Below are 11,458 nucleotides of genomic sequence, written 5' to 3'. Positions count from 1 at the left end.
CGCGCTGCGGTCGTCCTCAACGCCGTCATCGCCTGGACTCGAACTTTGTCAGACACGCGCTAGGCGTCAACCGCTCGAGCAAAGGGACCCATGACCTACAGCATCTGGCCCGGCATCCTCGGCCTGCTCATCTACCTCGTCTTCGCCGCCACCCTCCTCGCAGTCCTCTACTGGGTAATCCGTTCCGCAGTCGGCAGCGCCCTACGCCGGCACCAGCTCTGGCTCGACGCACGGAACAACATCCCGCCCGGACCCGTCGGAGCAGTCGGCAACATCCCACACAACTGAACACACCCATCGAGGGCAAGCGCCCCGGCGCGCGGCAGCCCCTCGTCAAAGAAAGGCACGGAGCGCGTCGACCGCCGCCTCTGCCGTAGCAAATGACCCAACCGCGAACACGCGCGCTGTCAGGCCACTATCGTCGGCGTGGCTCAACCGGTACCCGTCGTGCTCAGGCTCGACGCGCCAGGGAGTCTCCACCAGCACGCCGTCAAGTTCGCGAACGACCCAGAAGTGGTCATCTTCGATGCCACGCGCGATGTAGAGCATGCGGCGATAATCAACCCACAGCCCGATGACGAAGAGTGGTTGTCGCTGCGGCATGGGCTTGCGCCTCGAGTGACCCGCCCGGATGATCAGTGTGCGAGGTCGGCGACGCCTATGAGGCCGGCGTCGTTGACCAGTTGAGCGATTGCGAACTGCGCGGCGGGTCTGTCGCCATGGCCGGGGAGTGACGCCTCGTATGCTGCGCGAACGGGGCCGAGAAGATCGTCGCCGAGTTGTGCGACGCCTCCCCCGATGACGAAGAGCTGTGGGTCCAGAACGCCCTGGAAGCCGCCGCATGCCTCACCGAGAGCTGTGGCGATGCGGTGGACGGCTTCGATGGCGCCCGGGTCGCCGGCGAGGGCGAGGCGGGTTATGGCGGGGCCTGATATCGAGCCGGTCTCGGCACGGTGAGCAGCAAGGGCTCCACCGATCGCATCGGCGTCTGCGAGGGCGTTCGCTTCGCGTTGGAGCGCGCGTCCAGACGCGTATTGCTCGAGGCAGCCGTTCTGCCCGCATCCGCACGGTAACCCATTGCGGATGAAGCGGAGGTGTCCGAGCTCGGCAGCGATGCCGTGGCCGCCCCGAAATAGTTCACCATTGATGATGATCGCGCCGCCCACTCCGGTGCCCATGGTGAGCATCACCATGTGCCGGACGCCGCGGCCGGCTCCGAAGCGGTACTCGGCCCACCCCGCCGCATTGGCGTCGTTCTCGATGGTGACTGGGAGCCCGATTCCGCTTTGCAGGGTCGCTTTGAGTGGTTCGTTGCGCCACGCGATGTTCGGAGCATGTATGACCGTCGCGCGGGTGTGGTCGATGAACCCGGCAGCAGCGACACCGACCGACGCGATGTCGTGCGCTGCACGGAAGTGGTTTGCCATGTCGACGACAGCTCGCGCGATGGTCGCCGTGTCTCGCGGGGTGTCGACCCGGAGCTTCTCGAGGATGTGTCCATCGGGGTCGACGACGCCTCCAGCGATCTTCGTTCCTCCGATGTCGATGCCCACTCTGAGTGCCACGGAAGCCTTCCTCTGGAGTTGATAGGACGGGCGCAGCCTGAAGCTGAGCAGCCCTTCGCTGTCTGTCCGCGAACCGCGAGGTGGATCTCGCGGCGCGTGACTACTGGACGGGCGCGAGGGTACCCAGGGCAAACGCCTGAATCGCTAGGACGGCCGCGCCGCGAGCCCACTCGATGTTGTCACCAGAGGAGTAATCGATCAGTGGGGTCTGGGCGCGCGGGTCACGAAGTTCCCGGGCTTGCTGGAGAAGAGTCTCATGCCCGATCATGGCGAGGCGGACTCCCTCACCCGCGATGATGATGCGCTCAGGCAACGTGAGGTTACACACGGCCGCGATGAGAACTCCGAGGCCGCGCGCGGCGTCGTGGACGATACGGACGGCGGCGGGATGCCCCTCTGAGGCCAGCTCAACGGTTTCATCGAAGGTGGTTTCGCGGCCCAATGCCTCGGTAGCGTAGCGGGCGATGGCGTCAGAATTGAGCAGGGCGGCGGCGCAGCCGCGATGCCCCTGCTGGCAGAGAGGACCGGTGGGGTCCATCGGCCAGTGACCGACAAGGCCGAAGCCGTAGTCGTCGCCGACGATCGGCCTCCCATGGATCACCAGCCCGAACCCCGTCCCAATGCCGAGAGTGATCACGGCGAATCGATCGTCGTAACGGGCGAAGCCGAACCAGTCTTCGTACTCGCACAAGGCGACGACGTCGTTTTCGACAAGCGCGGGAGTGCGGGTCTCCTGTTCAATCAGGTCGGCGAGAGCGACGTCGTCCCAGCCGAGGAATCCGGCGCTGATGACCTTGCGGCGATCATGCACGGCGCCGCCGATGCCGATACCGATGGCAGTGAGCGTGTGGGCGGCGGCGAACGTGCTGTGCAGCTCCTTCACCTGATTCACGACGGCGGTTGGGGTCCGATGGGCCAGTGGGACGGTGACGCTGTCGACGACGTCGCCGCGGAGATCCGTGACGGCGGCGATGATCTCGTTTTCGCGAATCTTCACGCCGAGGAAATGGTGGGACGAGGCGTCGATGTCCAGTAGCCGTGAGGGCCGACCCACGCGGCCGTTGCTGTGCTCGCCGACGTCATGGATGACACCGCGTTCGATCAGTGGCGCGCTCAGCCGGCTCAGTGAGGCATGAGATAGCCCGAGTCGGCGTCCGATTTCCGCACGGGAGATGGGTCCGCGGCGCAGAACCTCGATTGCCACGGGAAGCGCTGCGCCCGGGTCGGAGCCCCAGGCTTGGTCGAGCGTTGTGCTCATGTCGTCTCGCAATACGTCCGTGAGAGGATAAAACACCCCTTCGGAAGCTTAACCCTTCCGTGACTTGACTGCCTATTACGTTTGCCGTAAACATATTGCGAGCGTCCGATGACGGGCGTGCACCAGGACCATGGGAGGTCAATTGTGATCAGCAACCGCACAGCGAGGGCGGTGATGGCTGTCGCTGTCGCAGCCGCAACGGCGTTCGGTTTGAGCAGCTGCTCGGCCGGCCAGGCGAACACAGCAGAAAGCGGCGACACACTGAAGGTGTGGTGGTGGGAGGCGGACGACTCCGCTCTGTCCGCCGGCTGGAACGAGGCGATTGCCGAGTTCAAGGAGAAGCACCCGAACGTCAACGTCGAGTTCGAGCTCAAGACGTACGAGCAGATGCAGCAGTCCGGCCAGCTTCTGCTGGACTCCGACGACGCCCCGGACGTGCTCGAGTACCTCAAGGGCAACGCCACCGCGGGCCTGGCCTCGCAGGCCGGTCTGTTGACCGATCTGACCGACGTCGCCGACGACCGCGGCTGGGACCTGAGCAGCACCGTGCAGGACGTGGGACTGTACGACAACGGCCTCATGGGCTCGGGACAGCGTTACGGCGTGACCAATTACGGCGAGTACGTGCCGATGTGGTATAACAAGGACCTCTTCGCCAAGTACAACCTCTCGGTGCCCACCTCGATGGACCAGCTCGAGGCCGCGATGCAGACCTTCGTCGACAATGGCATCACGCCGCTGGCCCTCGGGTCGGCGGACTACCCCGGTCCCCACCTGCTGTACCAGCTCGCGCTGGAGAAGATGGACGAGAAGTCCCTCGCCGCCTACCAGCGTTTCGACGGCGACGTCGACTGGGATGCGTGGATGTACGCCGCCGACACCATCAAGGACTGGACGGCCAAGGGCTATATCAGCACCAACTCCACGGGCATTCCGGCGCAGGACGCGGGCAACGCGTTCGCCGCAGGGACCTACCCGATGTTCTTCTCCGGCACCTGGTGGGGCGGATCGTTCGCAAAGGACGTGACCACGTTCAGCTTCGACCAGTTCCTCTTCCCCGGCACCGGCTTCGTGCCGGGCTCCGGGGGCAACCTCTGGGTCGTCCCGGAGAAGGCCAAGAACAAAGAGCTGGCGTACGACTTCATCGAGACCACTCTCGGCCAGGGCGTGCAGAACGAGCTCGGCGAAGAGGGACAGGTGCCTGTCGCCGCCGACACCGCCGCCATCACGTCGCCGGTGTCCAAGCAGACCATCGAACAGTTCACCGAGCTGCAGAACGCCACCGACGGCGGGCTGGCGTGGTACCCCGACTGGCCCGTTCCAGGACTGAACGACATCCTCATCCAGAACACCACCGAGCTCGTCCAGGGAACCAAGACTCCCGAACAGGCCGTGGACAGCATCCGCACGGCCTACGAGCAGGGCCGCGCCGACGCCGGCAAGTGACCCACCCTGGTGCGGCAGCGGGGCTCCCTCGCTGCCGCACCATCCACTAGGAGACAAAGCGCATGACGCTACTGAGCCGGCGCGCCAACCCCAAACGGCGCCGCCAACCCATGGAACCCACCGGCGGGTACTGGGCATACCTCATCCCCGGCGCGATCGGCTTCGCCGCCGTCGTCCTCATTCCCTTCGGGATGAACGTCTACCTCAGCCTCACCAGGTTCCGTGGCGTCGGCACCCCCCAGTTCATCGGACTGGACAACTACACACGCCTGATCGGCGACCCCACCTTCTGGGCGTCGTTCGGCAACAGCCTGATCTTCATCATCGCCATGGCCATCGCCCCGACCGCCTTCGGGGTCCTCGTGGCCGCCCTGCTGTTCGATTTCATCGCCCCCCGTTTCGGTACCCGGATGTCCAGCGTGATGCGGGCCATGTTCTATCTGCCGCAGATCCTTCCGATCGCCGTCGCTGGCGTCCTTTGGAAATGGATGTACCAACCCGAGTACGGAGTGCTCAACAGCATCTTCGACGCCGTCGGCCTCGGCGCGCTGAAGCAGAACTGGCTCGGCGACTCCGACGTCGCGATCTGGTCCGTCGTCAACGTGCTGATCTGGCTGCAGATCGGATACACCGTTGTGGTCTTCATGGCCGGGCTCTCCCGCGTCGATCCCGCCCTGTACGAGGCGGCCGAACTCGATGGAGCGGGATGGATCACCCGCTTCCGAGTGATCACCCTCAACCAGCTGCGCCCCGAAATCGCGGTGGTGATCATCACCACGAGCGTCGCGGCGCTGAAAGTCTTCGCCCCCATCTTCGTGCTCACCAAGGGAGGACCCGGTACCAGCACGATCGTGCCCGCGTACTTCTCCTTCTACAACTTCTTCACCACCACCCAGGTGGGATACGGCGCCGCCGTGGCCACCGTCCTGGCGCTGCTGGTGACCGTCATCGCCGTGGGTCTCCTGCTGTTCCAGACCCGCAACTCCGAAGGATTCGAGAAATGACCTCGACAAGCGTGGAACTGGGCACCCCCACGGCCGTCCCTGCACACCAGCCGCGAAGCCCCAAGCCCGCCCGGCGGCGCAGCCGAGCCCGACGCGGCGTCAGCGGGTGGGTCGTCTTGATCGTAATGCTCGTCATCGCGATCCTGATGCTCTTCCCGTTCTGGCTGGCCCTCAGTAACGCCTTCAAACCCTCCGCCGAATACATTCAGACCGGGCCGTTGTCGGTACCCTCCACGCTGGACTTCACCGCGCTGATCCAGTTCTGGCAGGGCGTGAACTTCAACCAGAAGCTGCTCAACAGCGTCATCATCAGCGGCAGCGTGGCTCTCATCGCCGCAGCGATCAGCCTGCTCAGTGCCTACGCCATCGGTGTGGGCCGCATCAAAGGCCGCGTGTGGATCCTCGCGATCTTCATGCTCGCCTTCACCATCCCGCAGGAAGCGCTGGTCTACCCGCTGTTCATCCTCACGCGCGACGCGGGCCTGTACGACACCCAGCTGGGTGTGATCATCATCCTCTCGGTCCTGCAGAGCGCGTTCGGTACCTACATGCTGTCGTCGGTCCTCGGATCGTTCCCCGTGGAAGTCCTCGAAGCTGCACGCATCGACGGGGCATCCCGCATGCAAATCCTGCTGCGTATCGTCCTGCCGCTGACACGACCGACGCTGGCGGTACTGGTGACGTTCTTCTTCATCTGGACGTGGAACGACTTCTTCCTCCCGCTCGTCCTGCTGCCCAGCGCCGCCAATCAGACAGTTTCGGTGTCCCTCGGAGCCCTGAGCGGTCAGTACACCAGTGACCCCACTGCGCTGGCTGCCGCCTCCCTGGCCGGCATCCTGCCCGCCTTCATCTTCTTCATCCTGTTCCAGCGCACCCTCATGCGCGGAGTCAACCTCGGAGCCGTCAAATGACTCTCACCACCGCCGACACCGACATCACCACCGTTCAGCCGGAATGGTGGAAATCCGCCGTCGTCTACCAGGTGTACCCGCGCAGCTTCTCAGACAGCAACGGCGACGGAATCGGGGACATCCGAGGCATCATCAACCGTCTCGACCACCTCGAGCAGCTCGGCATCGACGTCATCTGGCTATCCCCGGTCTACCGCTCCCCGCACGCCGACGCGGGATACGACATCAGCGACTACGAAGCGATCGATCCCCTCTTCGGCGACCTGGATGACATCGACGAGCTCATCGCAGACCTGCATCGGCGGGGCATGCGGCTCGTGATGGACCTCGTGGTCAACCACACCTCGGACGAACACCCGTGGTTCCTCGAATCCCGCTCCTCCACCACGAACCCCAAACGGGACTGGTACTGGTGGCGGGACCCTCGCCCCGGAACGGCCCCCGGCGCGCCGGGCGCTGAACCCACCAACTGGGAGTCGTTTTTCTCGGGTCCGACATGGACGTTCGACGAGAACACGGGTCAGTACTACCTTCACCTCTTCGCTCCGAAGCAGCCCGACCTCAACTGGGAGAACCCCGAAGTCCGCCAGGCCGTCTACGCCATGATGCGGCGATGGTTGGACCGCGGCATCGACGGTTTCCGCATGGACGTCATCAACCTCATCTCCAAGCACCCCGAGCTCCCTGACGCCGAGCCGCACCCGATCACCGGTCGCGGCGATGGGTTCCCGTTCTATGCCCACGGGCCACGACTGCACGAATACCTGCAAGAGATGCGACGCGAGGTGTTCGACGGTCGCGACGCGCTCCTGACCGTGGGCGAGATGCCCGGGGTCAGCACCAAGGAAGCCCTTCTCACCACTGACCCCACCCGACGCGAACTCAACATGGTGTTCCAGTTCGAACACGTCGGCCTCGACCACGGCACGTCCAAATTCGACCCACGCCCCCTCGCGCCCGGCGCCCTCGCAGACTCCCTCACGAAGTGGCAGGACGCGCTCGGCACGACCGGCTGGAACAGCCTCTACCTGTCCAACCACGACCAGCCACGAGCCGTGTCACGCTTCGGCAACGACACACAGTACTGGCGTGAGTCGGCCACCGCCCTGGCCACCATGCTGCACCTGCAACGCGGAACACCCTACGTCTATCAGGGCGAAGAAATCGGAATGACCAACGGTCACTTCCCCGACCTGGCGGACTTCCGCGACCTGGAGAGCCTGAACTTCTATCACCAGTCCAGCCAGCTCGGTCTTCTCGCCGAGAACGTGCTGGACGGGATGCGCCGCAACGGCCGCGACAATGCGCGCACACCTGTCCAGTGGAACGCCGAGCATGCGGCCGGCTTCACCTCCGGCACTCCCTGGATCGGCGTCAACCCAAACCATTCCTGGCTGAACGCCGAAGCCCAGTACCAGGACGCGTCCTCGATCTACAACTACTACCGGCAACTCATCGCTCTCCGGCACGAGCGTGACGTCGTCGCCCTCGGCACGTTCACGCGCGTCGATATCGGCGAACCTGCGGTATTGGCCTTCGAGCGCGCCCACAGCGCCGACCTCCTCATGGTCGCGGTGAACCTCTCCGACGAAGAACGGTTCATCCGGTTCCCCACGCGGTGGGCCCACTCCACCCTGATCCTGTCCAACTACCCCGACACGGCCGAGTTCGTCCTGCGGCCCTGGGAAGCGCACGTTCTGACACGCCGCAACGACTGACACAACACGCACCGCCTCAAAACAACGACGTTCTGAAGGGACACCCGACCATGTACCGGCACCTCACGCCTCCACGAGGTATCGGGGCGGCAGCGCTCGCTCTCGCTCTGATCACCACCCTGACACCCACCGCCGCACACGCCACCACCAACGCGGCACAGAACCTGCCGCCAGCCGTGAAGGTGGTCGCGCAAGTTCACGGGCCGACGGCGACAGAGACGCTCACCACCTGGGGACACGACAACACCGCGGCCACCACCGGGACGATCGGTGACGATCAGGTCCGGCAATCCCCGTTCTACGACGCCACCGTGGCCACGGCCGCGGACCCGGGCACCGCGTACAGCTCGTTCGTCTACATGAGCGTGCCTCGAGGTGGCGGAGACAAGGTCGGCTACACGGAGGATGACGGCGCGGAGTTCTCTTCCTCCACCGGCCTCACCATGAGCTGGTCCAGCTTCGAGTACTCCGCTGATGTGTGGGTGAACGTGACCCTCAAGACCGATCAACCCATCACGTCGGTCGACCAGGTCACCATCCGCCCCACCGATCTCGGCCTGGAAACGCAGCTCGTCAACGAGTCCACCGTCCGCGTCAAAGTGCCGTACAACCCCGATGGTTATCGCTTCTCCGTCGAATTCGACCCGCAGCTGATCACCGCGTACAACGACCTCTCCGGTAACAGCGGCACCCTCACCACCACCGCCGAGGGCAACCGGGCCATCGATACCGAGCCGAAGAACTCGATGCTGCTCTTCGCCAACCCGACCCCGACCGGGGCGGACGCGGCCGCGCTGATCCCCACCGATGCCTCCGGCAGCATCTACCGTCCGCAGCCGGGCCTGGTGAACAACTTGGACACCGTCACCTCGGACATCATCTACTTCGAACCCGGCACCTACTACATGGGCTCCGCCTATCACGCGGTGCTGCCCGCCAGCGTCAAGTGGGTGTACCTGGCCCCCGGTGCGTACGTCAAAGGCGCCTTCCGGTTCGCGGACGACACTCAGCCCGACTACAAGATCACCGGCTTCGGTGTGCTCTCCGGCGAGCAGTACGTCTACGAACCCGACACCACCAACGGCTACCAGCACAACACCAGCGACAACTGCCATGTCGACTGCGTCAAGATGCTGCAGTTCGAATCCTCCGATACCCACCAATCCCTCCGCATGCAGGGCGTGACCATCGCCTCTCCGCCGTACCACTCCTTCGTGGTGTACTCCCACGACAACGACGGCACCGAAATCCCCGTCACCGGCTTCCAGATGAGCGTGGACAATTACAAGCAGGTCGGCAGCTGGTACTGGCAGACCGACGGGATCGAGCTCTACGACGGCGGCGTGATGAAGAACACCTTCTTCCACGCCAACGACGACGTGCTCAAGATGTACCACAGCGACGTCAGCATCGAGAACACGATCATCTGGAAAAACGAAAACGGCCCCGTCATCCAGTGGGGATGGACCCCCCGCGACATCGACAACGTCTCCGTCACCGGAACCGACATCATCCACAACCGGATGTACTGGAAAGACGTCAAATACAACACCTGCGTGTTCAACTCCTCCTCGCACTGGGAAGACATGGGAGCCACCGACCGGGCCGATACGGCCACCACGGTGAAGAACATGACCTTCACAGACACCCGCGTCGAGGGCACCGTCAACTGCGCCCTGCGCGTGTACGCGCTGTCCAACACCGAGAACATCACCATCGACGGCCTCAGCATCGACGGATGGAACGGCCTCGACCCCTCTGCACAGGCCAACCAGCTCAAGCGGTACACCGATAAGGCCGGCAACAAAGTCACCATCGGCAACGAATCCCGAGACGGGGCAGGCCTGCTGCTGCACAACTACACCGTTGGGAACGTGCCCATCCTCAAAGCGGGAAACAACTGGGCTAGCGACGAGCTCGGACGCCTCGACTTCGACGCCGACACCTGGGACAGCTGGAACGCGACCGCCGACGGTCAGGCCACCGGTCCCGCTCCGACCCTCACCGTCAACGCCCCCGCCGACGGAGCCGTCGCCTTCACACGTGAGTTCGATATCACCGGAACAACCGACGCTGCTGCTGTCACCGTCCGCGTGAACGGCGAGGAGAAGGAGGCACCTGTTTCCAACGGAACCTTTACCCTCCCGATCACCCTGTCAGCCATCACAAACCGGGTCGTCGTCACCGCCACCGGCGCCAACGGTATGATGACCGTCGACCGGCGCACCATCACCGCGCTCGGCAGTAAAATCGGCGACGTCACCGACCCCATCGGCGACGACAACGGGCCAGGAAGCTACACCTACCCCACCGACGGCGCCTTCAACCCTGGCAGCTTCGACCTCACCGGGCTGAGCGTCTACCGCGACGGCGACACCGTCCGCTTCGTCACCTCCACAGCTGGCCGGATCAACAACCCATGGGGTGGCAACGGGATGAGCACCCAACGCCTGAACATCTACCTTCAGGACGGCAATTCCACCACCCCGACGCCCCTCCTGCCGGGAACGAACACCTCCGCTGAGGGCGCCTGGAAGTACGCCCTCGTCATCGACGGACGCTACGACTCCGCTCGGTTCGGGTCCGGCGTCTACGGCGCCGACCTCGAGCGTGAAAGCACCCTGAACCTGACCGTCGACCCTGCCGGAAGCATCATCGCCTCTGTCCCCGCCGCCGCTCTTGACGGCGTGGACCTCGCCACGGTGGGCTACCAAGTTTCGATGTTCAGCGACGCCGAAGACGGTGAAGGCATCGGCAACGTTCGCCCCATCTACAGCGCCGAATGCGCCACGGGGGTCAACTGCCCCTCTTTCGTCGGCCCCTACCGCGGTGCCGGCGGCGCAGGAGACTGGACAGACGCCAACGACGCTCGAGATACGGACACGACCGACTCGAACGCGTTCGACCTCATCACGGGCGCCGGCGATCAGACCAAGATCATGGATTGGACCGTCGGCACGGTCACCGCACCCTACGTGACTCTCGACAACACCGTCCCGACGCCCGAGCCGACCCCGACGCCTGAGCCGACGCCCACCACGTCGCCCACCCCGGGAGAGCCCACGGCCAGCCCCACCTCGGCGCCGACACCCGGAGATCCCACCGACAACGGCACCCCTGGTCCCACGGAGAACGACGCAGACCACCTGGCCAATACCGGCATGCCAAGCGCAGCGCTGCCCGTAACGCTGGGGGCTGCACTGCTGATCGCAGCTGGACTGATCCTCGTTCTTCGGCGTCGCTCCGCTCACCTACAGCAGCGAAAGGACGTCTGACGGGGCCTGGCACCCGCGTCGGTGTCGAGGATCTGGGGAGACCATCGACACCGGCCGTGCCCGGCTCAGCCCCCGCACGACCTCACGGGCACCAACTTCTCCCGCCCTCACGCCTGTCAGCAGAAGGATGGGCGCCAGCCCTTGCTCGACCCAGCAGTAAATCCCATGCATAAGACACATGCATAAGACAAGGGCGTGAGGAACGGACCGGTGACAGGTTGACCTGCCCCACGGAAAGGGTTCCAGTTTCGGTGGCTAACTGGTGGCCTGATCCGGAAGGC

Annotated in this window: 9 protein-coding genes; 6 read left to right on the top strand and 3 right to left on the bottom strand. The window is 64.6% G+C overall.

Annotation, left to right across the window (positions count from 1 at the left end; translation table 11 throughout):
* Nucleotides 1-90 precede the first annotated feature (90 nt).
* Entirely contained in the window at nucleotides 91-288 is a 198-nt protein-coding gene (locus N1031_RS20260) for a hypothetical protein (protein ID WP_259481771.1), read from the top strand.
* Nucleotides 289-333: 45 nt separating this feature from the next.
* Here N1031_RS20260 and N1031_RS20255 read toward each other — a convergent pair whose 3' ends face one another.
* The 3 genes from N1031_RS20255 to N1031_RS20245 form a co-directional block, all read right to left on the bottom strand.
* The gene (locus tag N1031_RS20255) at nucleotides 334-603 is read right to left on the bottom strand and encodes a hypothetical protein (RefSeq protein ID WP_259481770.1); all 270 of its coding nucleotides are present in this window, start codon (nucleotides 601-603) and stop codon (nucleotides 334-336) included.
* A 32-nt stretch (nucleotides 604-635) separates the two neighbouring features.
* Nucleotides 636-1,565, bottom strand: coding sequence for an ROK family glucokinase (locus N1031_RS20250; protein WP_259481769.1), 930 nt, complete (start codon nucleotides 1,563-1,565; stop codon nucleotides 636-638).
* Between the two features lie 100 nt (nucleotides 1,566-1,665).
* On the bottom strand, nucleotides 1,666-2,823 hold the full coding sequence (locus tag N1031_RS20245; protein ID WP_259481768.1) for an ROK family transcriptional regulator: 1,158 nt from the start codon (nucleotides 2,821-2,823) through the stop codon (nucleotides 1,666-1,668).
* A gap of 174 nt (nucleotides 2,824-2,997) precedes the next feature.
* On the opposite strand from N1031_RS20245, the gene N1031_RS20240 reads away from it, so the two are divergent.
* The 5 genes from N1031_RS20240 to N1031_RS20220 all read left to right on the top strand — a co-directional run bounded on the left by N1031_RS20240 (nucleotide 2,998) and on the right by N1031_RS20220 (nucleotide 11,177).
* The gene (locus tag N1031_RS20240) at nucleotides 2,998-4,269 is read left to right on the top strand and encodes an ABC transporter substrate-binding protein (RefSeq protein ID WP_259481767.1); all 1,272 of its coding nucleotides are present in this window, start codon (nucleotides 2,998-3,000) and stop codon (nucleotides 4,267-4,269) included.
* Between the two features lie 62 nt (nucleotides 4,270-4,331).
* Nucleotides 4,332-5,273 (top strand): carbohydrate ABC transporter permease, encoded by a 942-nt coding sequence (locus N1031_RS20235; protein WP_259481766.1) that lies wholly within the window; start codon nucleotides 4,332-4,334, stop codon nucleotides 5,271-5,273.
* Between the two features lie 125 nt (nucleotides 5,274-5,398).
* Nucleotides 5,399-6,184: a carbohydrate ABC transporter permease gene (locus N1031_RS20230; RefSeq protein ID WP_259481764.1), complete on the top strand. Its 786-nt coding sequence runs from the start codon at nucleotides 5,399-5,401 to the stop codon at nucleotides 6,182-6,184.
* Complete coding sequence (locus N1031_RS20225; RefSeq protein WP_259481762.1) at nucleotides 6,181-7,902, top strand: alpha-glucosidase; 1,722 nt, start codon at nucleotides 6,181-6,183, stop codon at nucleotides 7,900-7,902. The genes N1031_RS20230 and N1031_RS20225 overlap by 4 nt, the downstream gene beginning before the upstream one ends.
* 50 nt (nucleotides 7,903-7,952) lie before the next feature.
* Nucleotides 7,953-11,177, top strand: coding sequence for a glucodextranase DOMON-like domain-containing protein (locus tag N1031_RS20220; protein WP_259481760.1), 3,225 nt, complete (start codon nucleotides 7,953-7,955; stop codon nucleotides 11,175-11,177).
* Nucleotides 11,178-11,458 lie beyond the last annotated feature (281 nt).

This window comes from Herbiconiux moechotypicola (assembly GCF_024979255.1).
In the GTDB taxonomy this organism is placed as follows: domain Bacteria; phylum Actinomycetota; class Actinomycetes; order Actinomycetales; family Microbacteriaceae; genus Herbiconiux; species Herbiconiux moechotypicola.
This window is presented reverse-complemented; position numbering and strand designations above follow the sequence as displayed.

Coding starts and splice junctions, on each gene's coding strand:
- N1031_RS20260 (WP_259481771.1), top strand. CDS start 91: ATGACCTACAGCATCTGGCCCGGCATCCTCGGCCTGCTCATCTACCTC.
- N1031_RS20255 (WP_259481770.1), bottom strand. CDS start 603: ATGCCGCAGCGACAACCACTCTTCGTCATCGGGCTGTGGGTTGATTAT.
- N1031_RS20245 (WP_259481768.1), bottom strand. CDS start 2,823: ATGAGCACAACGCTCGACCAAGCCTGGGGCTCCGACCCGGGCGCAGCG.
- N1031_RS20240 (WP_259481767.1), top strand. CDS start 2,998: ATGGCTGTCGCTGTCGCAGCCGCAACGGCGTTCGGTTTGAGCAGCTGC.
- N1031_RS20235 (WP_259481766.1), top strand. CDS start 4,332: ATGACGCTACTGAGCCGGCGCGCCAACCCCAAACGGCGCCGCCAACCC.
- N1031_RS20230 (WP_259481764.1), top strand. CDS start 5,399: ATGCTCGTCATCGCGATCCTGATGCTCTTCCCGTTCTGGCTGGCCCTC.
- N1031_RS20225 (WP_259481762.1), top strand. CDS start 6,181: ATGACTCTCACCACCGCCGACACCGACATCACCACCGTTCAGCCGGAA.
- N1031_RS20220 (WP_259481760.1), top strand. CDS start 7,953: ATGTACCGGCACCTCACGCCTCCACGAGGTATCGGGGCGGCAGCGCTC.